General features: G+C 57.4%; 16 protein-coding genes and 1 pseudogene. 8 read left to right on the top strand and 9 right to left on the bottom strand.

The window, feature by feature from the left end:
* Window positions 1–100: 100 nt before the first annotated feature.
* The 4 genes and pseudogenes from SYC_RS13225 to rpsT form a co-directional block, all read right to left on the bottom strand.
* A pseudogene (locus SYC_RS13225) lies at window positions 101–6,001 on the bottom strand (DNA-directed RNA polymerase subunit beta').
* Between the two features lie 118 nt (window positions 6,002–6,119).
* On the bottom strand, window positions 6,120–9,422 hold the full coding sequence (gene rpoB / locus SYC_RS13215) for a DNA-directed RNA polymerase subunit beta (RefSeq protein WP_011244817.1): 3,303 nt from the start codon (window positions 9,420–9,422) through the stop codon (window positions 6,120–6,122).
* Between the two features lie 82 nt (window positions 9,423–9,504).
* A complete protein-coding gene (locus tag SYC_RS13210; RefSeq protein WP_011244816.1) occupies window positions 9,505–10,302 on the bottom strand; it encodes a TatD family hydrolase in 798 nt (265 codons plus the stop codon).
* Between the two features lie 66 nt (window positions 10,303–10,368).
* Window positions 10,369–10,665 (bottom strand): 30S ribosomal protein S20, encoded by a 297-nt coding sequence (gene rpsT / locus SYC_RS13205; protein WP_011244815.1) that lies wholly within the window; start codon window positions 10,663–10,665, stop codon window positions 10,369–10,371.
* A 205-nt stretch (window positions 10,666–10,870) separates the two neighbouring features.
* On the opposite strand from rpsT, the gene hisD reads away from it, so the two are divergent.
* Window positions 10,871–12,175 (top strand): histidinol dehydrogenase, encoded by a 1,305-nt coding sequence (gene hisD / locus SYC_RS13200; RefSeq protein WP_011244814.1) that lies wholly within the window; start codon window positions 10,871–10,873, stop codon window positions 12,173–12,175.
* A gap of 48 nt (window positions 12,176–12,223) precedes the next feature.
* Here the strand turns inward: hisD and SYC_RS13195 are convergent, their stop codons facing one another.
* Complete coding sequence (locus SYC_RS13195) at window positions 12,224–14,524, bottom strand: ATP-dependent helicase (protein ID WP_011244813.1); 2,301 nt, start codon at window positions 14,522–14,524, stop codon at window positions 12,224–12,226.
* A gap of 310 nt (window positions 14,525–14,834) precedes the next feature.
* On the opposite strand from SYC_RS13195, the gene SYC_RS13190 reads away from it, so the two are divergent.
* Window positions 14,835–16,208, top strand: a complete 1,374-nt coding sequence (locus SYC_RS13190; protein ID WP_011244812.1) for a sensor histidine kinase — start codon at window positions 14,835–14,837, stop codon at window positions 16,206–16,208.
* Complete coding sequence (locus SYC_RS13185; protein WP_011244811.1) at window positions 16,180–16,827, top strand: histidine phosphatase family protein; 648 nt, start codon at window positions 16,180–16,182, stop codon at window positions 16,825–16,827. Before SYC_RS13190 ends, SYC_RS13185 begins: the two co-directional genes overlap by 29 nt.
* 33 nt (window positions 16,828–16,860) lie before the next feature.
* On the opposite strand, the gene SYC_RS13180 is transcribed toward SYC_RS13185, so the two are convergent.
* The 3 genes from SYC_RS13180 to SYC_RS13170 all read right to left on the bottom strand — a co-directional run bounded on the left by SYC_RS13180 (window position 16,861) and on the right by SYC_RS13170 (window position 19,619).
* A complete protein-coding gene (locus SYC_RS13180; RefSeq protein WP_234701782.1) occupies window positions 16,861–17,697 on the bottom strand; it encodes a serine/threonine phosphatase in 837 nt (278 codons plus the stop codon).
* 104 nt (window positions 17,698–17,801) lie between these two features.
* A complete protein-coding gene (locus SYC_RS13175; protein WP_011244809.1) occupies window positions 17,802–18,401 on the bottom strand; it encodes a pseudouridine synthase in 600 nt (199 codons plus the stop codon).
* Between the two features lie 9 nt (window positions 18,402–18,410).
* On the bottom strand, window positions 18,411–19,619 hold the full coding sequence (locus SYC_RS13170; protein ID WP_011244808.1) for a 1-deoxy-D-xylulose-5-phosphate reductoisomerase: 1,209 nt from the start codon (window positions 19,617–19,619) through the stop codon (window positions 18,411–18,413).
* A gap of 142 nt (window positions 19,620–19,761) precedes the next feature.
* On the opposite strand from SYC_RS13170, the gene zds reads away from it, so the two are divergent.
* From zds to SYC_RS13155, 3 genes are all read left to right on the top strand, one after another.
* Window positions 19,762–21,207, top strand: coding sequence for a 9,9'-di-cis-zeta-carotene desaturase (gene zds / locus SYC_RS13165; protein ID WP_011244807.1), 1,446 nt, complete (start codon window positions 19,762–19,764; stop codon window positions 21,205–21,207).
* Window positions 21,208–21,246: 39 nt separating this feature from the next.
* A complete protein-coding gene (locus tag SYC_RS13160; RefSeq protein ID WP_011244806.1) occupies window positions 21,247–21,684 on the top strand; it encodes an SRPBCC family protein in 438 nt (145 codons plus the stop codon).
* Between the two features lie 288 nt (window positions 21,685–21,972).
* Window positions 21,973–22,752 (top strand): RNA polymerase sigma factor SigF, encoded by a 780-nt coding sequence (locus SYC_RS13155; protein ID WP_011244805.1) that lies wholly within the window; start codon window positions 21,973–21,975, stop codon window positions 22,750–22,752.
* Here the strand turns inward: SYC_RS13155 and mnmA are convergent.
* Entirely contained in the window at window positions 22,749–23,822 is a 1,074-nt protein-coding gene (mnmA, locus tag SYC_RS13150) for a tRNA 2-thiouridine(34) synthase MnmA (protein ID WP_011244804.1), read from the bottom strand. The genes SYC_RS13155 and mnmA overlap by 4 nt on opposite strands.
* A gap of 119 nt (window positions 23,823–23,941) precedes the next feature.
* Here mnmA and SYC_RS13145 point away from each other — a divergent pair, with 119 nt between their 5' ends.
* Both SYC_RS13145 and lipA read left to right on the top strand, forming a co-directional pair.
* Window positions 23,942–24,667 (top strand): hypothetical protein, encoded by a 726-nt coding sequence (locus SYC_RS13145; RefSeq protein ID WP_011244803.1) that lies wholly within the window; start codon window positions 23,942–23,944, stop codon window positions 24,665–24,667.
* A gap of 185 nt (window positions 24,668–24,852) precedes the next feature.
* Window positions 24,853–25,755 (top strand): lipoyl synthase, encoded by a 903-nt coding sequence (gene lipA / locus SYC_RS13140; RefSeq protein ID WP_011244802.1) that lies wholly within the window; start codon window positions 24,853–24,855, stop codon window positions 25,753–25,755.
* The last annotated feature ends 50 nt before the right edge of the window (window positions 25,756–25,805 follow it).

Below are 25,805 nucleotides of genomic sequence, written 5' to 3'. Positions count from 1 at the left end.
ATTCAAGATTGTCCTAATTGAATTACAAGCTGTTCATACCAATAAAAAGGGGAGCGATCGCTCCCCTTTAGCTTCAAATCACCGCACCGGCAGAAAGCACCTAGTCTTCGTCAACATCCACCAGGTTGCGGAGGCTGGCACTGCTGTCATCGATCAACTCTTCACCGTCGTCGAGAATCATCGATTCGCCTTCGGCAAAGGTCATCGAACGACTGAAGTCGCGACCTTCATTGAGGGTGTAGCTGCGAGCGGCGCGATCATCGATCACCACATCGGCCAAATCGTCGTCGTAGACCCGATCTTCGTAGCCACCATCAACGTCGGTCAGCAAGGACTCTTCGTAGGCCTTGAAACCAGTCCCTGCCGGAATCAGACGACCGATAATCACGTTCTCTTTGAGACCGCGCAGCCAATCGGACTTGCCTTCGATTGCCGCTTCCGTGAGCACCCGTGTCGTCTCTTGGAAGCTCGCTGCCGAGATGAAGCTGTTGGTGTTGAGTGAGGCCTTGGTAATCCCCAACAGAACCGGTGTGAACTGAGCCGGGGCCATGCCCGTCAAAGCCATGGTGTTGTTGGAGTTGTAGACCTCTCGCAGTTCGTGCAATTCGCCCGGCAGCATGATCGTGTCGCCGCCATCGTCGATCCGCACCTTAGAAGTCATCTGCCGCACGATCACCTCGATGTGTTTGTCGGAGATATCAATCCCTTGGGATTGATAGACCGACTGCACCTCGTTCACCAGCAGAGCTTGCACCCGACGCAGGCTCTCTAGCGCTGCTTCGTAGTCTTCGCCCAACTGCTCGCGGAAGTAGTCGTAGTAGATTTCTAGCAAGTCATGGGGGTTTGCTGGCCCATCCGTCAGGGCTTGCCCTGCATCCACGGTTTCACCGTCACTGATGATCAGCGGCTGACCAGGACCAACTGGATAATCAGCTTGGGTACCGTCTGCTTCAATCACTTGGATGTCGATTGCATCGTCATCGCTGTAGTTGATGTGCGCCACACCCGGACGGCGGGCCAAAATGCAGGCTTCCTTGGGTTTACGAGCCTCGAGGAGCTCCTCAATCCGCGGTAGACCCTGAATGATGTCCCCAGTTTTCGCTCGTTCAAACACGAGCAGCACTAAGTTGTCACCCCGCTGCACCAGACCTTTATCTTCAACGTGCAGGACTGCACCCTGCGACACACGGTAGGGACGAGCAATCCGCAGTTGCAGTTGCCCCGGTGCGATCGCACGAGCCTCACCGGATTCCGGTGCGATGATGCCATCTACCAACTGGGTACCCGCCACAATCAGCGAGCCAGGCTGGAGTTGCGTTGCCGCAGTGACATCGAGGTCAAGGGTGACGCAGTCCCGTTCCCGCTCGACCAAGAGGCGACGAACCGCTTCGCTGCCCTCTTGAATGCCGCGAACCACACCGGCTTCCTTGCACTGAATTTGCGTGCAAGCAATGACGGCGCCCGGCTTCACCTTTTGGCCATCTTTAACGCGCAACTCGGTGTGCGTACTGCCGTGGGTGGTGTCAGAAGCGACGTCGCGACGAGTCACCACAGGCTCAATGATTACTAACTGCAGGCGCAGCGTTTCAGGATCCTTGCTGTCCGGCAGCAGTTCAATGTCAGCCGAGAGCTGGGAGGAACCTTCTTCAGACTCCAGCACTAACTGGGTCCGCAGGAGATCTACTCCCTCAACGGACTTGATCCGTTCACCATCTTGGAACTGCAGACGTTGGACCGCACGCAGGCGAATCGAACGGCTGCTTGACTCTTGCGAGGAGTCTTGGCTCGGTACTGGCGGCTCATCAGGAATGACTAGCTCTTGCACCGGTCGCAGCAAGAGGAGCGGGCCGTCCGTACCATCAACGGCTTCTGCCCAGACCAGTTGTTCGGCCGTCAAACCTGGGAAGACTTCTTCGCCGGCGTTAACCAAGCGACCTTCGTCGTACTTCGCCGCCGTGTCTGGGTCATCCAACACGTGGACATCTCCAGGCTTGATCACGATTTCCCGCAGAATGTCGTTGTTCTGGGTGACCGAAACAATCCCAGTCGTCTGGCAAAAGATGTCTTTGACGACTTCCGTGCCAGCTTCCACCAACTGACCGTCTTCGACGTTCAGCAAGGAGATGTCCTTGTTGACCTCGTGGGTCTCTTCGGGAATCCAGAGCAGGGTGCCGCCCTTGGTCACCTCGTAGCCCTGTTTCGCCTTAGCCCGGCCTTTTTTGGAGATTTCCACGCCGGAGTATTTGAGCAGACCACCGGTTTGAGTCCGGTAGCGGCTGTCGATTAGCTCAGCCACCACGTGGCCAGTCGTGACCTTAGTTCCCGGTGCTGCCAACAAGTTAAACCGCTGGCCACCCTTGGTCTCAATCACGTAGTGCTCACGGCCTTGGCTCGCCTCGGCTTTCACCGTTGCGGTATCTAGTACCACTGACGCCGTGATGATTTCGACTTCCCGGTGGGTACTGCTCCCGTTGTCCTCACCCATGCGCACGGTACCGCCGCGCTCAGTGGTCAGCTTGGTTTCAGCCAAGACATCTCCCACCTCTACGCGATCGCCGTTTTTGACGGTCGGCTCAGCACCCGGCAGCAAGTTGTAGACATCGCCAGCCAAGACCCAAAGCAGACCACCCCGCTGAGCAATACGGGTAGTGTTGCCTTGGCGATCGGTTTTCTCTTCCGGAACGATGTCTTGGAAGCGAATTTCACCCGCCAAATCAGTCGCCACGTCCTTGGTGGCTTTTTCTACGGTGCGCTTGGTACGACCGCTGACTGGCACCTCGGCCAAGATTGCTTCGGCTGCGACTTTATCGCCGTCCTGCACAAAAATCGTCGAACCTTGCAGAATTGCGAAGGTTTCCTTCCGACCTTTCCCTTCCAGCACGAGGTCAAAGTTTGCCTCTGCCAGCAGCGCTTCCTCGCCGTGGCGGGTCCGGTAGGGACGAGTCCGGGCTTTTTTGCCGAGCTTAATCGTGCCCGCTACAGGTGCCCGCAGCAGACGGGCAGTTTCCCCCGTAAATACCCCACCCGTGTGGAAGGTCCGCATGGTCAGCTGGGTCCCCGGCTCACCGATCGACTGGGCTGCGATGATCCCGACAGCTTCACCCATGTCCACCATCTGGGCGTGGGCAAGGCTCCAGCCGTAGCACTTTTGGCAAACCGATCGTGCGGCTTCGCAGGTCAGGGGCGATCGCACCTTCACCTTTTTGATGCCTGCTTTCTCAATTCGATTGGCCAGATCTTCATTGATGTCTTGGCCTGCTTCAGCCAGCACTTCATCCGTACTGGGATCTAGCACGGCCTCAGCCGTAACCCGACCCAACAAGCGCTGCGAAATCGGAATCAAAATGCGATCGCCATCGGTCATCGCTTCCACAAATAGGCCCCGGCTGGTTCCGCAGTCCACTTCGTGAATGATCACGTCCTGCGAAACGTCCACCAGACGACGGGTCAAGTAACCCGAGTCCGCCGTCCGCAGAGCCGTATCAACCAGGCCCTTACGCGCCCCGTAGGAGGAGATGATGTACTCCGTAACGGTCAAACCTTCCCGGAAGTTGGTCTTAATCGGCAAGTCAATAATCTCGCCTTGGGGGTTGGCCATCAGACCCCGCATCCCCACCAGCTGTCGCACCTGGGAGATATTCCCCCGGGCACCCGAGAACGCCATCATGTAGACGGAGTTGAGCGGATCGGACTCGCGGAAGTTTTTGACCACGCGATCGGTCAGCTCATCGTTGGTGTTCGCCCAGGTGTCGATCACCTTCTGGAAGCGCTCCACCTCGGTGATTTCTCCACGGGTGTAGCGATCTTCAGTCTCTTGAATCCGCTTTTCAGCAGACTCTAGCAGCTCCGCCTTAGAACCCGGCACCTTGAGGTCATCAATACTGATTGAAACCCCAGCACGGGTGGCGTAACGGAATCCCAGGGCTTTGAGATCGTCGGCAACTACGGCTGTTTTTGCTGTCCCATAGTGAGCAAAGGTCCAGCCAATCAGCTTCTTCAGCTGCTTCTTATCGATGACCCGGTTGCGGAAAATCGGCGCGCTTTTCGTTTCTGCCATTGTTCTTTCGTAGTGCTCGGGGACAAGACAACTTGAAACTTCAGCGACCTGGCGGCAGGCCGCTCAACGCTAGTGGATCAACGCAGTCTGAACAGTGTTGTTGAAGAGAATGCGACCGGGCGCTGTTTTCACGTACTGGGAGAGACGCTGCCCGTCTTCAGTCTCGCGAATTCGGCGGAAACGATAGGTCTTGGTGACCGTGCCATCATCGGCTGCGACCACCGACTCCGGTTCGTCGCTTTCACCCTCGCTTTCCACTTCGCCATCAAAGCGCACCCAGACCCAGGCATGAAGATCGACAGAGCCCTGCTCAAAGGCGCGGATGGCATCTTCGAGGTTGGCAAAGTAGCGTCCAGCCCCTTTCTGAGCACCAGGATTCTCGGCGGTCAAGTAGTAGCAGCCCAAGACCATATCCTGGGACGGCGTGACAATGGGTTGCCCCGTTGCCGGCGACAGAATGTTGCCCGAAGCCAGCATCAGCATACGAGCTTCAGCCTGGGCTTCAATCGAGAGGGGGACGTGAACCGCCATTTGGTCACCATCAAAGTCAGCGTTAAACGCTGGACAGACCAAGGGATGAAGCTGGATCGCACGGCCTTCTACCAAGATCGGTTCGAAGGCTTGAATCCCCAAACGGTGCAGCGTCGGGGCCCGGTTCAGCATCACAGGGTGGCCTTCAATCACCTCTTCCAAGACATCCCAAATCAAGGGATCGTTCTTCTGAATGAGTTTTTTGGCCTGCTTGATGTTGTTGATGCTGTGATTTTTGATCAGGCGATGGATAACAAACGGCTGGAACAGCTCGATCGCCATTTCCCGTGGCAGACCACACTGGTGAATTTTCAGGTTGGGGCCGACGACGATGACCGACCGACCGGAGTAATCAACCCGTTTACCCAGCAAGTTTTGCCGGAAGCGACCCTGTTTCCCTTCGATGATGTCCGAGAGGGACTTGAGGGGTCGGTTGTTGGCACCGACGACCGTACGGCCACGACGACCGTTGTCGATCAGAGCGTCTACTGCTTCCTGCAACATCCGTTTTTCGTTACGGACGATAATCTCAGGTGCGAGAATCTCCTGCAGACGCGCTAACCGGTTATTCCGGTTGATCACCCGACGGTAGAGATCGTTGAGGTCACTGGTGGCAAAGCGGCCACCATCCAACTGCACCATCGGGCGGAGATCGGGAGGGATCACCGGGATGACATTCAGCACCATCCACTCGGGCCGAGACTCTGTGCCAATGAAGTTATCAATCACACGCAGGCGTTTGATTAACTTGGCCCGTTTTTGGCCCTTCGACTCAGCAATCTCTTGACGGAGTTTTTCCGACTCTTCATTGAGGTTCAAATCCTGCAGCAACTGTTGCAGGGCTTCTGCACCGATGCCAACCTCAATACCTTCGAGGTCAGATTCCTCAGCGTAGATTTGGTCCTCGATCTCCATCCACTGGTCTTCGTTCAGTAGCTGCTTGTACTGCAGCTCGCTGTGGTTGTCTGGGTTGAGGACGACGTAGGAGTTGAAATAGACGATTTGCTCAACGTCTCGCAGGGGCATGTCGAGCAGAATCGCGATGTAGCTCGGGATGCCTTTGAGGTACCAAACGTGGGCAACCGGAGCAGCCAGTTTAATGAAGCCCATACGGTGCCGTCGCACCCGTGGTTCGGTGACTTCCACGCCACAACGCTCGCAGACAATGCCGCGGTGCTGAACACGTTTGTACTTACCGCAGTGGCATTCCCAGTCCTTCGCAGGACCAAAGATTTTTTCGCAAAACAGCCCGTCCATCTCCGGCTTCAGTGTCCGATAGTTGATGGTTTCAGGCTTGGTGACTTCACCGACTACTTGACCATTGGGCAGCGTGCGCTCACCCCACTGCCGGATACGCTCCGGTGAGGCAAGTGCGATCTTGACGTAGTCAAACCGCTGTTCCTGCTTCGCCATCTTGACCCTCTTCGCGAAATTGCTTGCAGACTGCTTTGGCTCAATCTTGGCTAGCGATCGATCGCCGCTAGCAAGGGGATGGCCCTGACTTCAAAACCATCCCGCGATCACTTACGACTTAGTCGTCATCGTCATCAATGTCGCCCACAGACATCGACTCGTAGGTCGGGCGCGAGGGAGTCCGACGCTGGTTGACATCCGCCATCAGATCCACTTCTTTGTCTTCTTCATAGTCCTCGGTTGAGGCCTTGTAGACCGCAATGTCGAGACAGAGCGACTGCAGCTCTCGCATCAACACCTTGAAAGACTCTGGTGTGCCGGGGCGAGGAATCGCTTTGCCCTTAACGATCGCATTGAGAGCTTCATTCCGCCCTTGCATGTCGTCCGACTTGACCGTCAGCAACTCTTGCAGGATGTAGGCAGCACCGTAGGCTTCCAGTGCCCAAACTTCCATCTCCCCGAAGCGCTGACCCCCTTGTTGGGCTTTACCACCCAAGGGTTGTTGGGTCACCAAGGAGTAGGGACCTGTCGAGCGAGCGTGGATCTTGTCGTCGACCAAGTGAACCAGCTTAAGCATGTAGGCACGACCCACCGTCACTGGGCGATCGAAGGGTTCCCCTGTCCGACCGTCGTAGACCTGGATCTTGCCGGGTTCATCATCGCTAAAGACCCAGGGCTGACCTGTTTGCTCCCGCGCTTCAGACAGCTTGGCGTTGACAGTCAAGCGAGAGGCTTCCGCCCCGTACATCTCGTCAAAGGGCGTGACCTTGAAGCGGGCATCTAGCAGCTGACCCGCCCAGCCCAGCATGCACTCAAACACCTGACCGACGTTCATCCGCGAGGGTACACCCAAGGGATTGAGCACGATGTCTAGCGGCGTGCCATCCGGCAGGTAAGGCATGTCTTCGCAGGGCAGAATCCGCGAAATGATCCCCTTGTTGCCGTGGCGACCCGCCATCTTGTCGCCGACTTGGATCTTGCGTTTCTGAGCCACGTAAACCCGGACAACCATGTTGGCGCCCGGCGGCAACTCATCACCCTGCTCACGGGTGAAGAGACGCACATCAACAACGCGGCCTTTCTCACCATTCGGCACCCGCAGGGAGTTATCGCGGACGTCCCGCGCTTTCTCACCGAAGATTGCCCGCAGCAGTTTCTCTTCTGGCGGCTGATCCGATTCGCCTTTGGGCGTCACCTTACCAACCAAGATGTCACCGGACTCCACCCATGCGCCGACGCGGATAATCCCGTTTTCGTCGAGTTGGCGCAGAGCATCTTCGCCAACGTTGGGAATTTCGCGGGTAATCTCCTCAGGGCCTAACTTGGTCTGACGCGCCTCAATCTCGAATTTTTCAATGTGGATCGAGGTATAGACGTCGTCATAGACCAGCCGCTCGCTGATCAGAATCGCGTCCTCGTAGTTGTAGCCTTCCCAAGGCATGTAGGCGACGAGGATGTTTTGCCCCAGGGCCAGCTCACCTTTTTCGGTGGCAGAACCGTCAGCAATCACCTGACCCCGTTGACCGCGATCGCCTTCAAACACGATCGGCCGTTGGTTCAGACAAGTATCTTGGTTGGAGCGCTGGTACTTCTGTAGGGCGTAGCCATACTTCTCACCTGTGTCAGCCGTCACCTCAATGTGGGTGGCATCGACGTAGGAGATCGTGCCATCGACCGGGCTGGTGATCACCATCCCTGAGTCACGGGCCGCTTGGGGCTCCAGACCCGTCCCGACCAAAGGCCGCTCTGGCCGCAACAGCGGCACCGCCTGCCGTTGCATGTTCGAGCTCATCAGGGCACGGTTGGCGTCATCGTGTTCCAAGAAAGGAATCAACGACGTTGCCACCGAGATAATCTGCACCGGCGAGAGCGCAACGTAGTCCACCCGCTCCGGCGTCGTGGTGGTGAAGTCCTGGCGATAACGTACCGGAATTGTGGTTCCCAGGATGTAGCCCGCGTCATCCGTAGCCACGTCTCCCGGAGCCACCCGCAGGTCATCTTCCTGGTCAGCAGTCATGTAGACCGGCGCCAAGTCCTTGCGAACCCGTCCTTCTTCGACGCGCCAGAACGGCGTTTCAATAAAGCCGTAGTCGTTGACGCGGGCGTGGGTCGCTAAGGAACCAATCAGACCCGCGTTCGGGCCTTCCGGCGTTTCAATCGGGCAAATCCGGCCGTAGTGGCTGGGGTGAATGTCCCGCACCGCAAAGCCAGCCCGCTCCCGTGTCAAACCACCGGGACCGAGGGCACTCAGACGTCGTTTATGGGTCAACTCCGCCAAGGGGTTGGTTTGGTCCATGAACTGCGAGAGTTGCGAGGAACCAAAGAATTCTTTGATCGCAGCCACCAGCGGTTTGGGGTTGACCAAGGAAGCCGGCGAAAGACTGTCGGAATCCGACACCGTCATCCGTTCCCGAATGATCCGCTCTAGGCGGTTGAGGCCGACCCGCACTTGGTTTTGCAGCAGCTCGCCCACCGATCGCACCCGACGGTTGCCGAGGTGGTCGATGTCATCGACTTCACAGCCACCCAAGTCAAGCTCGAGGTTAATCAGGTAGTCGATCGCCGCCAAAATATCTTCGGATGTCAGCGTCCGCACCGTATCAGCGACGTTGAGACCCAGCTTCTTATTGAGCTTGTAGCGGCCCACCCGACCTAGGTCGTAGCGTTTGGGATCGAAGAACCGCGATTCCAGCAATTGCTGACCGCCAGAGACCGTGGGCGGTTCGCCCGGACGGAGCTTGCGGTAGAGCTCCATCAGCGCTTCGTCTTCGCTGAACTGACCTTCTTTATCGATGGTCTTCTGGTAATACTCAGGGTGACGGAGCTTGTCGTAAATTTCGTTGTCGCTCAGGCCCAAGGCTTTCAGCAGTACCTGCGCCGACAACTTACGCGTCTTGTCGATGCGCACCCAAACTAAACCGTTTTTATCGGTTTCAAATTTCAGCCAAGCGCCACGGTTGGGGATCAGGCTGGCATTGTGGGTGAGGCGACCGTTCTTGTCGCGCTCTGATTTGTAGTAGACGCCGGGGCTACGGACGATCTGGTTGACGATCACCCGTTCGGCACCGTTGATGATGAAGGTGCCGCGATCAGTCATCAGGGGCAGATCGCCAATAAAGACTTCCTGCTCCTTGATTTCGCCCGTTTCTTTGTTGATCAAACGGGTCGGCACATACATTTGAACCGAGTAGGTGCCGTCACGCCGTTTTGCTTCATCAACGTCGTACTTCGGGCGCTTGAGCTTATACTGCTTACCGAGGAAGTGAAGCTCAAGCTTACCGGTATAGTCGGTGATTGGTGAAAAGCTTTCCAGCTCCTCAATGAGCCCTTCTTCTAGGAACCAACGGAAGCTGTTCCGTTGAATGGCAACGAGATCAGGTAAATGGAAGGCAGCGGGAGCGAGTTGCGTTTGCTCAGCCATGCGTCTCCTCGGTCGTTTAGCGCCGAAGCGCGAATCTACAATTGTAACGGTCTTTGACAACCCTTGCCGATCGCTTAAGAATTTAAGCAACTTGCGGTAGAGCGGTCGGTAAACGGAACAGGTCGAAGGCGTTGCGGGTGGTGGTTGCCGCGATCGCCTCAAGGGGTTCAGAGCGAACTTCAGACATACGAGCCGCCACATGCTGGACGAAAGCGGGTTCGTTGCGCTTGCCCCGTTTGGGAACCGGCGCAAGAGACGGGCAATCCGTTTCAATCAGTAGGCGATCGCTGGGGACAAGGCGGGCAGAGTCGCGAATTGTCTCTGCTTTGCCAAAGGTGAGGGTGCCACTGAAGCTGACGTAGAAGCCAAGATCGAGAAACCAGCGGGTTTCCTCCGGCGTGCCGCCCCAGCAATGCATCACCCCTCGCAGGGTACCGGGCTGAGACTGCTGCGATCGCAAAACAGCCGCCATGGCGGCAGCCGCCTCTCGGCAATGCAAAATTACCGGCAGATCCAGCGATCGCGCGATCGCCAACTGGGCTTCTACAGCGGCGTATTGACGCACATGGTCTTCGGACTTGAAAAAGTCCAAACCCGTTTCGCCGATCGCCACGACTCGTTGATCAGACCGCGCTAACGCTTCAATTTCAGTTGCCGTGCCATCCTGCCAAAGCTCTACATCAAGGGGATGCAGGCCCACCGCCAACGACACTTCCGGGAAGCGATCGGCGATGGCTTGGAGTTCCGGAAATTCCGCCGGCGTGACACAGGAATGCACCAAGCGAGCTACACCCGCTTGGCGCCATTGGTCTGCTACGGCATCGAGTTCTGCCGCGAAGCAGTCGAAATTGAGGTGAACGTGAGTATCGACGAGCTGCATTGAGTGAGGTCGACAATCCCAGCAACAGTGAACAGCAATAGCCCTACAGTGAGGGTCGATCGCAGTCTAGGCCTGGGGGTCAACCTTCAGGTGGAAGGCTTTAGCAAGGCGAGCTTTTTTACGCGCACCGGTATTGGCATGCAAGACGCCGCGCTTCACTGCTTTGTCGATTTTGCTGTAGGCCGCCGAGAGGCGTTCGTTCACTGCTTGGCGGGCCGTTTCGTTGGGGTCTGCCGCATAGGCGTCGAAGGCCGTAAAGCAGTGTTTGACCAGCGTTTTAACTGCTGACTTGTAGGCCTTGTTGCGGAGGCGGTTGCGCTCCGCGATCTGGACACGTTTGATGGCAGACTTGATATTAGCCACAGCTCAGAAAATCCGTCTGTTGTAGATCGCACAGTCAACGATCATATCAGGTTTCATACAATTCTGCTGATCTCGCAGTTCGGCTGCAACAGAGCCGCCCAATCGGGACTCGCGATAAGCTGAAAGGACTTTCGGGCTCAAGGTTTAGGACTGTTTCGTCCTTCGAGAGCCCTTGTCATTCTGGGTTCCGCTGCTGGATGGGGTCATGCTGCGAATTGTTTCTCACCTCGCTGAAGCTCAGGCAGAACTTGAGCGCATCTGCGATCGCACCCATGATGATGCCGTCGTCCATCGCGAAGCGAGCGTCCGGGAAATTGTCCAAGCGGTCCAGCGACGCGGCGATGCCGCTCTGATTGAATTCACCCAAGAATTTGATGGTTTTGCACTGCAGGCCGAGAACCTGCGAGTCAGTGGCGCAGAGCTAGATGCGGCCTATCAGCAGATCCCGAAGGAGCTCCTCGACGCGATTCGTCTTGCCCACCATCAAATTGAAGCCTTTCACCGCCAGCGGGTGCCCAAAAGCTGGGTGCAGTTTGGCGCTGATGGCGAAGTCCTCGGCAAGCGCTACACCCCCGTCGATCGCGCTGGTCTCTACGTCCCGGGGGGGCGCGCTGCTTATCCCAGCACTGTGCTGATGAATGCGGTTCCCGCCAAGGTTGCAGGGGTCGAACGGGTTGTGATCACCACGCCGCCAGGACCTGATGGCAGCTTGAATCCGGCCGTGTTGGTGGCTGCACAAGAGGCGGGCATTGAAGAGATTTACCGAGTCGGTGGAGCCCAGGCGATCGCAGCCTTGGCCTACGGCACCGCAACGATTCCCAAAGTCGACGTGATCAGCGGCCCCGGCAACATCTATGTGACGCTGGCTAAGAAACTGGTTTACGGCACCGTCGGGATCGATTCCCTAGCCGGACCATCTGAGGTGTTGATCATTGCCGATCGCAGTGCTAATCCGCGCTGGGTAGCAGCTGATCTCTTGGCGCAGGCCGAACATGATCCGCTCGCCGCAGCAATTCTGATTACGCCCGATCTGGAGCTAGCGACGCAGGTCGGCTTTGAAGTTGAGCGGCAGCTGCAGGATCATCCGCGCCGATTGGTCACCGAAAAAGCGATCGCCCACTACGGCCTTGCGATTGTGGTGGACTCGCTGGAGACAGCGGTCAAACTCTCGAATCAGTTTGCGCCCGAGCACCTGGAACTGGAAGTCGAAGATCCATGGGCCCTGGTGGAGCAGGTTCGCCATGCGGGGGCGATCTTCCTTGGTTCTCTAACACCAGAAGCGATCGGCGACTATGTGGCGGGGCCCAACCACACCCTGCCAACCTCCGGGGCCGCTCGTTATGCCTCAGCCCTGAGTGTGGAAACCTTCCTCAAGTCCTCCAGCCTGATTGAGTACACAGCGGCTTCCTTGCAACGGGTGGCACGAGCGGTGGATGTGCTGGCGACGGCGGAGGGTCTGGAATCCCACGCCGAATCGGTGCGGCTGCGCCAGCAATCTTTGGATCGCTAGAACGGGCGATCGCTTGCGGAGCTGCTGGGTTCCGCTGCGCCTTCCCAATCAATGCGAACTAATCAACTCTGCACTGAGTTCAGCCGTGATCTCAGCCCAAAACTGCTGGATTAAATCAGACTTCAGCGGTGGGCGATCGCTCTCGATGGCGTCCTGAATCCACTGTTGAACCGTGTGACAGTGCTGGGCGATCGCTGGGGGAGGCAGCTTGCGCAGGCTAGTGACCAACACTTCATGCAGACGTTGCTGGGCACAGAACGCGAGATCGATATGAATTAGTTGATTGCGCTGGCGATCATTGAGTTGTTGGAGTTGACCAGTCGCAAGGGCTCGCAATCGTGGCAGGCGCGTTTGGATCTTGCTGATTTGCGCTTCTTGCAAAAAAGGCGATCGCTGATTAGTGGCAGAAGACAGGTGCAGATTGTTGATCGAGCGCGTTAAAGCCACGTACAAAATGCGGCGCTCTTCTTCCTGCAAGCTGCGATCGAGGGCGACTTCTGAAAGCGGGTCGAAGCTGTTGCGCCCGGGGCCAGATTCACTCTCGCGACTAGAGCCAAAAGGATAAATACCGGCATCTAAGTCGGGGATGAAAACGGTGTCCCACTCCAGCCCCTTGGCTTTGAACACTGTCAGCAGATTGACGCCGCTGGCTTCGTCGGACAAGGGAGGCTGCTCTTGCAATGCTGCCATTTCCTGCAGCCAACTCTGAACCGCACGATCGCCCGCGAAGGCTTGTAAGGCGTCGATAATCAAGGCTTTCTGGGCCCCGCTCTCCGGCGAGATATCGCTGTCGATGATCCAGCGCCGCAGGTCGATGAGCTGCTCAATTTTGGCGATCGCGGCAGCAGCAGAACTGGGTTGAGCCCCCAAGACCCAGCCGAGGTAATCCAACCAGCGTTGCAGCGATCGGTTGCGGCCCAAGCGATCGCGACAGCGTTGACTGATGATCGTGGCCAAGGGCAAATGGGGATTGTCCAAGGCTTCTTGGAGCATCGAGAGCAGCTCCGGTCGTTTCAGGTAGCGGCTCGGACGACTTGATGTTTCGCGGAATAACTGGTCGTAGCGATCGCGGGTTGCTGGCGTCAGACCATTCTGAACACGGTTGCGCTCTGCTTCGGCAAACTCCAAGTAAGCTAGCAGCAGTTTGACTTCTCGCCGCAGATAAAAAGGCTGACTGCCAGGGATGACGTAGGGCAGTTGCGCTGCAATCAGTTGTTGTTCTATCAGCGGTGTTTGGGCATAGGTGCGAATCAAAATCACCATTTCTGCCAAGGGCTTGCCGCGATCGCGGTATTCGAGAATTTGCTCGGCAATCGCCGCTGCTTGATCGGAACCTGAGGGAAACGATCGCCACTCGCAATGATGTTGCCAAGCCTTTGTTCCCTGCAATTGCTTGGGCGATCGCAGGCGATTGTGGCGAATCAGGGCATTGGCCAGCAGGAGCTGGGGCGCGCGCGATCGAAAGTTGCGATCGAGGGTGTACTGCACCCACTGGCGATCGCGCAATTTATCCAAAATCAACTGGGGACGGGCACCGCGCCATTCGTAGATTGTCTGGTCATCATCCCCAACCACCATCAAGTTTTGCTGGGCTTCATCCAGAACCGAAATAATCAGGTTCTGGGCGCGATTGATGTCTTGATATTCATCAACGATCAGGAAATCAAAGCGCGATCGCACTCGCTCCCGAATCCCCATATCTGCACAGAGCAAACGGCAGGCATCGACTAACAGATCATCAAAACTACGCAACCGTGCCTCTTGGCGGCATTGCTCAAAGGCGTCAACACAAACGTTGAGCCAGCGTTGCGACTCGGGCCACACTTCCAGCGTGGCAACCGTTTGCAGATGGGTTGGTAGCTGTTCAAATTGCCAAGCACTGAAGCGCAGATCGCCCTTGAGATAGCCTAGATAGTTGAGGAAGCTCTCCTCATTCAGGTCTGCAATTTGCCGTTGCTCATGACTGCTCAGATCCAGCGACAGATCGAGCCGTCCCTGGCGAATCGCCGACTGCATGTCGTAGAACAGCCGTCGCATCTCCCCATCGGCGGCCAAAGGCCAAGGATCGGCTTCCAACTTGAGGATTTGTTGCGCCAGCGCGTGGAGAGTCCGCACCGCCACACCGACAGGCACCGCTAGCTGGTTGAGCTTTTCGCGGATTTGCCCCCTGGCATAGCGGTTAAAAGTTGTCGCCAGAATCCGCCCAGGCGGTACTTCCACTTGATGCACCAAGCGGCCAATCCGCCGCGCAATCGTGGTGGTTTTGCCAGCACCAGCCACTGCCACGACAACAGCGCGTCCCTGCTCGTGATCAATCACAGCCTGTTGTTGTGCAGTGGGCCGTAGCAAGCGGGTCTTACAACCTCTCAGGGCGACGGGTGGTGAGCACCCAATCCAGTTGCCAGTCGAGCTGTCTTCGCGACAGCCTTCCTATTCTCTCGGGTTGAGCGTCTTTCCAGACGGATCAGCTTGACCGTAGCTCCGGTGCCTGATGCTCCTTGAACAGTCGGCAGTCCAGATCGATTCGCGATCGCCAGCCATCACTTCAACCGTAATCAGTAGAATCATCGCGGCAGCATGACAGAGGGGATAAGCTCAAGGAGGGCTGGGCTGACCGCCCCTTTTGACCTAGGCAAAGGACCTTTGTAACTTCTTGGGCGTGCCATCTTCGCCACTGATTGAAACGACAATTCCTGGGCTGAGTCAGCTGCTGCCAGCAGAATTGCAGGCGATCGCCGGTAGTGCCGCAGAACCAACCTGGTGGGCGATGCTGCAAGCTTTGCGATCGCAACTGGCAGAGGTTGAAACGGGGGTTGTATTGACGGCGCCCCTGCCGTTCCTGAGTGACTTATCACGACTAGACCATTGGCTCTGGGTGCCCGAAGGCTTGCAGGGGAGTTTGGGGTTGCCCCAAGGGAATACCCAGCCCACCGCCGCTCTGCCCTTGCCTCGGGTCTTGCCCTTAAGCTTGGGCGATCCACTGCTGCAAGAACCCTTTTGCTTAGTGCTGAGCGATCGCCTCAGTTTTCTAGTCATCTTGGTCCCCTATCCCAGTCAGCCCAGCTGTTATTTCAGCCAAACCCCCGAAGTTCTGGCAGAAGCAGTGCGGTTACTGGCGCAGCACACTGCCCATCACTTTCCTGCCCTCCAGCCTGAACTCGCTCGGGCCCTGCATCGCTTCCGGCCTCTGGCTAATGTGGCGGAAACTTGGGCGCCTTTTTGGGCGGCAGTCCTCCAACAATGGCCGACTGTGGCCGCTAGCGATCGCCCCTCGACCGAAGAGGTCAGCGATCGCCCCGACCGTTCAACCGTCGGCGCCGATTTAGAACTCTTGCAGGCGATCGCCCATGAGGTGAAGACCCCTCTCGCCACGATCCGCACCCTGACGCGATCGTTGCTGCGGCGAGTCGATCTGCCAGCCCAAGCCCGCAAGCGCCTAGAGGCGATCGACTTGGAATGCTCAGAGCAAATCGATCGCTTTGGTCTCTTCTTCCGGGCTGTTGAGCTAGAAAACCGCGAGTCTCAAGCCCTCTTGCTGGCGCGAACCTCGCTGACGGAGGTGTTTGCCGAAACCGTACCGCGCTGGCGCAAACAGGCAGAGCGCCGCAGTTTAGCCCTCGATTTGCAGTTGCCGGAACGGATGCCGGCCGTGGTCAGCGATCCCACCATGCTCGATCAGGCCTTGACCAGTTTGGTAGAGCGTTTCACCCGCAACCTACCAGCGGGTAGCCGGATCGAAATTGTAGTGAGCTTAGCCGGCGCTCAACTCAAACTCCGCTTGACGGCCACAGAGCTGGTGAGCGACCCCAGTGAACAACCGCGCACGGCCCCGCGATCGCTAGGACAACTGCTGACGGTACAGCCCGAGACCGGCAGCCTCAGCCTTAAATTGGAAGTCAGCAAAAACCTGTTCCAAGCCCTGGGCGGCAAACTGACGGTGCGACGGCGATCGCCCCAAGCCAGTGAGGTGATCACCGTCTTTTTACCTGTGGAGCCTTCCGACGATGCGACTACGGCTGATTCGCCACGCTGAGGCGATCGGGAATGCCGAGGCACGGATGCTGGGCCGCCAAGATCAGCCGCTGACGGCTGACGGCCTGACTCAAGCGGAGCAACTCGGCAAACAGTGGCAACAGACCTGCTGCTGGCGCCCCCAAGCCATTTGGACAAGCCCCCTCCAGCGTGCTCAGCAAACCGCGATCGCGCTCAGTCAGGGTCAGACGCCTGTCATTCCCCTGTTGGTGCAGCCGGCACTGACTGAAATAGACTTGGGCTGCCTGACCGGACTGACCTGGCCCGAGGCTGAACAACGCTATCCCGATCTCTGTCAGCAATTGCTGCGCGATCGCCACTGGCGACCGATTCCCGAGGCAGAGACTTTGTCGGACTGTCGAATGCGAGCCGAGCAGGTCTGCACTCAGCTGATCCACACCGAGGCCGATCTTTGGGTGATTAGCCACGGCGGTTTCCTGCAGCATCTCTTGGCTGCCCTTCTGGGCTGCGATCGCAGTTGGGGACTGGACTGGCCACTCCTAGGGGCGATCGACCTGAGTCTCGCCCATGAAGATTGGGATACCGCAGGCAGAGATCGCTGGAACACCTCGCTCTGGCGCTGGCAGATCCTACATTGGCCGAGCCGCTCAGCGATCTGATGGCTGGAGTGTTAGCCGAGAACGCTGCTCGTCTTAAATCACTGGTCCCAGTTGCGGGCGCAAGCGCAGCCGCACCGCCACCACCGTAATGTTGTCGTGGCCTCCCGCTTCATTCGCGATTTCGACCAATTGCTGGATGCCATACTGCAGGCTCGTCCGGGTCTGCAGCAGCGGGGCAACGTGCGTTTCAGTTACTTCTTCAACGAGGTCAAAGTCCGACAGGCCATCGGAACAGAGCAGAAAGACCGTGTCCTCCCGAACTTCCAGAAAGCGCACTTCCGGATCTAGCCAATCGTTGTTGCGTGGGCCCAGCGCTTGGGTGAGCTGGTGGGCTTCCGGTCGGGCGTAGGCAACGTCTGGATCAACGCCTTGAGCGATCGCCAACTGACCGACTTCATGATCGCGCGTCAGCTGATCAAGCCCCGTCAGCCGCGAATAGCGATAGGCGCGACTGTCACCGACGTGGATGATCGCCACTCTGGTGCCTTGCAGAAGAATCGCCACCAAGGTCGTTCCCATGCGATCGCTGCCGGAAACGGCCGCGGCCTGATTCAGTTCAAACAGGGCTTGATTAGCCGCGAGTACTGCTGATCGCAACGCCTCGCGACTGGGCAGCTCTGTCGTCCACTGGGCTTCGATTTGCTGCTTAAATACCCGCGCCGCTTCCAAGCTGGCGATTTCGCCGCGAGCATGACCGCCCATGCCATCACAGAGCACAAACAGCCCTTTGGCTTGAACAGAAGTGCCCGAGGGTGTTTCGAGGTGTTCAAGCTGATAGTGATAGACGTAGAAATCCTCGTTTTGGCTGCGCCGCATCCCGACATCAGTCGTGGCTGCCACCTCCATTTGAGCCAGGGACAACGAGAGCATGGCCGTCCGCTCATCGGCGGAAGCTACAAAAGACGCCTCAGATTCAGGAATTGACTCACTCATGCCTGCTGTCACTGTCCTTGCAAAGAGCCTTGGAACTAGGCCTATCGTAGAAGGGATTCGAGTCGACGGCACTCGATCGCCGTTAAGTCTCGCCAGGTTCCGGGGGCGAGCCCCTGCAACTGAAGGGGTGGTTGATCCGGATGGGTAGCGATCGCTGCTCGTATCAAGCGTAGCGTTGGATGGCCCACTGCAGCGGTCATCCGCCGTACTTGGCGATTGCGTCCTTCCTGTAGAGTCAGGGCCAGCCATGCCGTCGGGACGGTTTTGCGGAAGCGAATCGGGGGGTCCCGCTCGGGAATCTGAGGGTCGTCCAATCGCTGCACTTTGGCGGGGCGGGTTCGATAATCCTGAATTTGCACTCCTTGACGCAGAGCCTGCAGCGCTGCCTCGGTCGGTTCCCGTTCGACTTGCACCCAATAGGTGCGATCGTGACCAAAGCGCGGATGGCAAAGACGATGCTGCAGTGCCCCATTGTTGGTCAGTAGTAACAACCCCTCACTATCGCGATCGAGGCGACCGACCGGATAGACCTCAGGCACATCGATGTAGTCCTTCAGGGTCTGCTGATCGGGGCGATCGCTTGGACTGAACTGGCAGAGCACATCGTAGGGCTTGTGAAACAGCAGATAGCGATAGACCACGCTGCTGCCCTAAACGACGGATTCCAGACTTTGATAGCTAGCTTGCACAAACTGCCGTGCCCAAGCGTCGTAGGCCAAAATGTCATCCAAGCTCGGTTGCTGTTGCCACTCCGTTTGGTGGCGATCGCAGGCACGTTCAATCAGGCGCGGAATATCCGAGAAGTGAATTTGCTCCTCTAGGAAGAGGGCGACGGCTTGCTCATTCGCCGCATTCAAGACGGCTGGCATTGTGCCGCCTTTGCGACCGGCGGCGTAGGCCAAGTCCATGCAGGGGTATTTGGCGTGATCCGGTTCCCGGAACTCCAAGCTGCCCGCTTTGACCAGATCGAGCGCCGACCATTGAGTAGAGAGGCGATCGGGCCAGGAGAGGGCGTAGAGCAAGGGCAGTCGCATATCCGGCCAGCCCAATTGCGCCAAGACGGAGGTATCTTCTAGCTCAATCAGCGAGTGGATGATGCTCTGGGGATGGATGACGATGTCGATGTAGTCGTAATCCAAGCCGAAGAGATAGTGGGCTTCGATCACCTCGAGGCCTTTATTCATCAAGGTGGCGGAGTCGACGGTAATCTTGCGCCCCATCGACCAGTTGGGATGCTTGAGCGCATCTGCGACAGTTACTTGCGACAGCCGTTCGACCGGCCAGTCCCGAAAAGCGCCGCCACTGGCAGTCAGGAGAATCCGTCGCAGCCCTGCCACGACTTGAGCAGGCCGAAAATCAGCATGGGTTGAAAGCCCTTGGATGCACTGAAAGATCGCGGAGTGCTCGGAGTCGGCAGGCGTAATGGTGACACCGTGCTTTTGCAGGAGTGGCAGGACCACTGGGCCTGCTGCAATCAGGGTTTCTTTGTTGGCAAGGGCGATATCCTTGCCGGCTTCGATCGCGGCGATCGTGGGTAGCAGACCAGCGCAACCGACAATGCCAGTGACAACAATCTCGGCATCACCGTAGCGAGCCACTTCCGTGACACCTGCCTCACCGGTCAGGATGAGCGGCGGATTATCAAGGTCTGCGATCGCCGCTTGCAGTTCCGACAGCTGAGCTGCATCTTGAATCGCCACAATCTCTGGTCGGTGCCGCCGAATTTGCTCCGACAACAGCGCCACATTACGACCAGCCGCCAGCCCTACGAGGCGAAAGCGATCGGGATACTGCTCAAGAATGTCTAGGGTTTGTGTCCCGATCGAGCCGGTTGAACCGAGCAGTGTCACTGCTTTCACGGGATGCCCTCAGAAATTTTTCTCAACTATACCGAGCAATGGGGATCGGTCTGAGATCGACCATTGAGATGCATTGCTGAAGCGAGGGAGGCGATCGCAGTCCTTTACAATTCGTTGTGATAGTTCTGCATTTCTGGGTCCTATGCGCGTTGCCATTGTCGGTGCTGGTTTGGCCGGTCTCGCCGCTGCCATTGACCTCGTGGATGCTGGACACCAAGTTGCGATCTACGACTCTCGTCCCTTTGTCGGTGGCAAAGTCGGTAGCTGGATCGATGCTGATGGCAACCACATTGAAATGGGGCTGCACGTCTTCTTCTTCAACTACGCCAACCTCTTCGCCCTGATGCGCAAAGTGGGGGCCTTCGAGAATCTACTGCCAAAAGCCCATACCCACACCTTCATCAACAAAGGCGGCGAAGTCGGTGAGCTGGATTTCCGCTTCCCGATCGGCGCTCCTTTCAATGGCCTCAAGGCCTTCTTCACCACCAGCCAACTGACCTGGCTGGACAAGCTGCAAAGCGCACTGGCACTGGGCACTAGCCCCCTCGTGCGCGGCATCCTTGACTACGAAGGGGCGATGAAAATCATCCGTGCCCTTGATCGGATCAGCTTTGCCGATTGGTTCCGCAGTCACGGCGGCAGCGAAGGCAGCCTCAAACGGATGTGGAACCCGATCGCCTATGCCCTAGGCTTCATCGATACCGAGAACATTTCAGCGCGCTGCATGCTGACGGTCTTCCAGATGTTCGCCGCAAAGACTGAAGCCTCGAAACTGAATCTGTTGGCAGGCTCTCCGGCGGAATATTTGCACAAGCCGATTCTGGACTACATCCAAGCGCGAGGGGCAACGCTGCACCTGCAGCGACGGGTGCGGGAGATTGAATATACGGAAACCAACGGTCAAACCGTGGTCACAGGTCTACAGATCGCTGACGGTGATGCCGTGGAACGGGTGGAAGCAGATGTGTATCTGGCGGCCTGCGATGTGCCGGGAATTCAGCGTTTGCTGCCGGAGGCCTGGCGCAAGTGGTCGGAGTTCGACAACATCTACAAGCTGGATGCGGTGCCGGTCGCGACGGTGCAACTGCGCTTCGATGGCTGGGTGACCGAGCTGGTCGATCGCGAAAAACGGCACCAACTCGACCATGCGACTGGCCTCGATAACCTGCTCTACACCGCTGACGCCGATTTCTCTTGCTTTACTGACCTCGCCCTGAGTAGTCCCAAGGACTACTACCGCAAAGGCCAAGGATCCCTCTTGCAATGCGTTCTAACACCCGGCGATCCCTTCATTGCCATGAAGAACGAAGACATCGCTCAGCATGTGCTCAAGCAAGTGCATGAGCTCTTCCCCAGCAGCCGCGATCTCAATATGACTTGGTCCAATGTAGTCAAGTTGGCGCAATCGCTCTATCGGGAGGCACCGGGCATGGATCCATTCCGCCCTGATCAAAAAACCCCGATCGCTAACTTCTTCCTGGCCGGCAGCTACACGCAGCAGGACTACATCGATAGCATGGAGGGAGCCACGATTTCGGGACGCCGGGCCGCCAAAGCAATGTTAGAAGCTCAGGCGATCGCTGCGTAATCGGCGGGCAGCGATCGAACCCAGTCTCGAGGATCTTGGATGAGCGATTGGCTCGAACATAGCGTACAGGTCGAAGTCGCTGTTCCCGTGGCGCGTGCTTGGGAACTGTGGTCGGATCTGGAGCAAATGCCCCGCTGGATGAAGTGGATCGACTCGGTGCAAGTCCAGAAAGACGATCCCGAGCTGTCGCGATGGAAGCTCGCTTCTCAGGGATTTGAGTTTAGCTGGCTGTCACGGATTACGCGGCTGGTACCGCAGCAGTTAATCCAGTGGGAGTCAGTGGATGGTCTGCCCAATCGGGGTGCCATTCGTTTCTACGATCGCCAAGATCACAGCATCGTGCGGCTGAGCATTTCCTACGCGATTCCGGGCGGCCTTGGCCCATTGATGGACAAGCTATTCTTGGGGCGCATTGTTGAAGGCACCCTCAAAGCCGATCTCGATCGCTTCCGTCACTATGCTGAAAGCCCTCGTTAGCCCCCCTCAATAGCAGTATCGACTTCACAACCTGAACGCTGGAATTCCGGTCAATCCCGATGACTATTGCCGTGCCACTTCATGTAGCAAATGTGAAGTCGTGCTGTTGACAGTGCGACCGCTCCAGAGGGCAGTAGGGTTACCTTAGGCCTCATGACTAGGATTTGAGTTCCTGTCTAGGTCAGTCCCGGGTACTGCTTTAGTCAACAAGTTCAACGTTTACCGCTGTCGCTGCAAAGCTTGTGCGATTCTTAGGGCAATAAACGCTGCCTCTGCTTGGTTAGCAATGTGGGCGAACCTCTCTCCTCTGACCCCCGCCGACAAACGTTTCTGTTGCTACGGCAGTATCAACAGACGCGTGATCATCGAATTCGGAATCGACTCGTTGAGCTGAATTTGGGGTTGGTGCGTCAGGAAGCCTACCGCTGGGTGCAACGCTGCCCCGAAAGCTTTGAGGAGCTTGTGCAGATTGGATCCTTGGGGTTAATTGCGGCGATCGATCGCTTTGAACTGGAGCGGGGTAAAGCATTTAGTTCGTTCGCAGTACCCTATATCCGCGGCGAGATTCAACACTATCTGCGCGATCGCAGTGGCACTGTGCGAGTACCCCGGCGCTGGGCCGAACTTCATCAGCAAATTGACCCCCTCCGCCATAAACTCCAGCGTGAACTAGGGCGATCACCCACGGAGGAAGAGCTGCGCCAGGGCTTGGGCTTGGATGCTGAGGAATGGCAAGAGGTGCGTCTGATTGGCCGCAATCGCACCACTCTCAGCCTCGACCAGCCGTTGTACGCCGATGAGGAGCAGGTCACAAGCCTCGGCGACTCGATCGCAGATCCGAAATATCGCAGTTTTCAGCTTGCCGAAGAGGATCGGATTCGACTCCAGCAAGCAATGCAGCTGCTCGAGCAGAGAACTCGTGAAATTCTCGAGTTTGTCTTTTTCTATGACCTGACCCAGCGCGAGGTTGCTGAAAAACTCGGTCTGAGCGCGGTCACAGTGTCGCGCCAAGTCAAAAAGGGGCTCAAGCACCTCAAATCGATTCTGCGCAGTGGCGATGATGCCTAGACTGGCTCCGTTGTTCGCTCCACGCGATCAATCAGGCCTCCACCCAGAAGGCGATCGCCGTCATACCAAACCGCCGCTTGGCCGGGCGTAATGCTGAACTGGGGGTCTGCAAACAAAATACGAGCCCGATCGCCCGCTAGGGGAATCACGGTACAGGGTACGGGTGCCGAGCGATAGCGCACTTGGACGGCCGCTTGAATCGGGGCATCAGGTTGGGCGATCGAAACCCAATTGACCCGCGAGACCGTGCATTCAGATTGGGCTGCACTATGGCGATCGCCGACGACCACACGATTCTGAATCGGATCGATCGCAATCACGTAGAGCGGCTCACTATGGGCAATCCCCAAGCCCTTGCGTTGGCCAATTGTGTAGTGATGGATGCCCGTGTGTTTGCCCAGAACGCGACCACTCTGATCAACAATCTCGCCTTCGCGCGACTCGATGTAGCGATCAAGAAATGCCCGCATCGAGCCATGGACTTCTGCCAAGCAAAGATCCTGACTTTCCGGTTTTTCGGCGGTACGCAGCCCCAGCTCAGCTGCAATTTGGCGGGTCTCCGGTTTGGTCAATTCACCCAAGGGGAACTTGACGGATTGAAGTACCGATTGAGGGAGATCGTAGAGAAAGTACGTCTGATCCTTATTGCGATCGACGGCGCGCAGCAGCTCTGTCCGCCCCGTTTCAGGATTCTGGCGCAGACGCGCATAATGCCCCGTCGCGATCGCATCAGCCTTTAACTCAGTTTTGGCGTAGTCAAGCATTGGCCCAAACTTGACGGCCCGATTGCACTGCGAACAGGGCAGCGGCGTAATGCCAGCTTCGTAGCCTTGGACAACGTAATCAACGATCGCCTCCTGGAAGCGATCGCGGCTATCAACGACGTGATAAGGCACGCCCATTTGCTCACAGATGCCGGCCGCATCCACCATGCCTTCCGAGCAGCACTGTCCCTTGCCCTTCATCAGCCAGAGCGTCAACCCTTCTACGGCGTAGCCTTGGCGATGTAGTAACGCCGCAGCGACGGAACTATCGACTCCGCCAGAGAGTCCGACGACAACGCGCTCCATTATTTCTGTCAACTTGGGCAGCAGTAGCAGTTCTAGGCTAACACCGACAACTTGCGAGGCGGAGATCAACCCGTTAGACTCACTGCCAGCGAAGGGAGGGCTTGGAGCCCCAAAGCCAAATGCCTGTGCGATCGTTTCTTCTACTTCTCAGTAGCCTTTCGAGCAGCCTCATTCCCGCCGCTAGTGCGATCGCGCAAGATATTTTGCCACCGCCGCCCCCAACGGCTGTTCCTTCAGCGCCCATCCCTGTACAGCCTGCGCCCCCCACAGTGACACCTGTTGTGCCAGCAGGAACCTCCGTTCCTGTCCCGACGGGAGGATCGGTACCCTCTCCTAGTACCGGCAACTATGTTGTCTTCGTCAATAGTTCGAGCCAAGCGCTGCTCGATATTATGCGGACGATAGACCCCAGCGTTGGCTTCCTCAACTTCGAAGGGCGCACGGTTATCACTCTGGGTACCTTTACCGGCGCAACTGAAGCCAAACAACGGCTGCAACAATTTCAAGCTTTGGGAATCACCGGCTTTGCCAAAGACACGGTCGATGGCCGCTTGATTCCTTCGTTGGAACTGCCGAGTCCCTTCGCCAACACGCCCCAACCGATTCCCACCACCTACAACCGGGGCTATTACCTGGCGATTCCTAGCTTCGGCCAAGACGTACCAGCTCTGACGAGCGTCCTGACTCGCTTCGACCTGCAGGGCGGACAGGTTCAGAGCCGATCGCTACCGCTGGGCAACTTCGTGGTAGTTGGCCCCTACGCCCAGTCTAGCCAGCTCAATACAGTACTGCAGACGCTGCGTAAGGCAGGCTTGCAGACCGTTCGCATCTACTTCGGCGGCTAGGCCACCACCCAAACTCAGGACTGATGTTGCATTCTCTAATCCAGTTAGGACGAAGTGAAGAAGACAATTCTCCGGGACCAGAAGCTTGCGCCCCTGGTTGCCGATCTTGAGACTGTCTCAACTGGAACGAGCAGCTCAGGCTGGGGTCAACCGTGCCACAATGCCTGCAGCGTTGGACTTTTGCGGTGAGTGCCTCTAGACCGCCCGCTTCCACCCTCCCCCCTTGGCTGCGATCAGGCCTGGGGTTTGCCAGTCAGGTCTCGCGCGTCCAACAAATTGTCAAACAACGCCAGATTCACACCATTTGTGAGGAAGGCCGCTGTCCAAATCGGGGCGAATGCTATGCCCGGGGGACAGCCACCTTTTTACTGATGGGACCGACCTGTACGCGGTCCTGTGCTTTTTGCCAAGTAGATAAAGGCCATGCACCGCTGCCACTGGATCCGACTGAACCCGATCGCGTGGCCGAAGCGGTTGAGACCTTGGGCCTCCAGTATGTGGTGCTGACAGCGGTTGCCCGAGATGATCGGCCGGATCAGGGTGCGACTCAATTCGCCGCTACGATGCAAGCGATCACCCAGCGCTGTCCTCAGACCCAAATTGAAGTGTTGACCCCAGACTTTTGGGGGGGCGAACCCGATCGCGATCGCGCTGAACAGGCTCAGGCGGATCGCTTGGCAGTTGTTCTCGCTGAACAACCCGCTTGCTTTAACCACAACCTTGAAACCGTCGAGCGACTGCAAGGCCAAGTGCGGCGCGGCGCTCGCTACGATCGCTCGCTACGGTTGCTGGCGCTAGCGAAGCAGCAAGCTCCCATGATTCCCACGAAGTCAGGTTTGATGTTGGGTCTGGGCGAAACCCAGGCTGAAGTGATTGAAACGATGCAGGCGCTGCGGCAAGTCGGTTGCGATCGCCTGACCTTGGGGCAATATCTCCAGCCCTCTCTAGCTCACCTACCGGTGCAGCGCTATTGGACGCCAGCTGAATTTGAGGAACTGGGGGCGATCGCCCGAGATTTGGGTTTTCAGCAGGTGCGATCGGGGCCACTCGTGCGCAGCTCCTATCATGCTGACAGCAGCCAAGACTAAGCCGAGCTAGCATCCGCTGCACTATCGAAGGCTAGTACGGATGGAAAGAG

Origin of the sequence: Synechococcus elongatus PCC 6301 (assembly GCF_000010065.1) — a bacterium.
Classification (GTDB): domain Bacteria; phylum Cyanobacteriota; class Cyanobacteriia; order Synechococcales; family Synechococcaceae; genus Synechococcus; species Synechococcus elongatus.
This window is presented reverse-complemented; position numbering and strand designations above follow the sequence as displayed.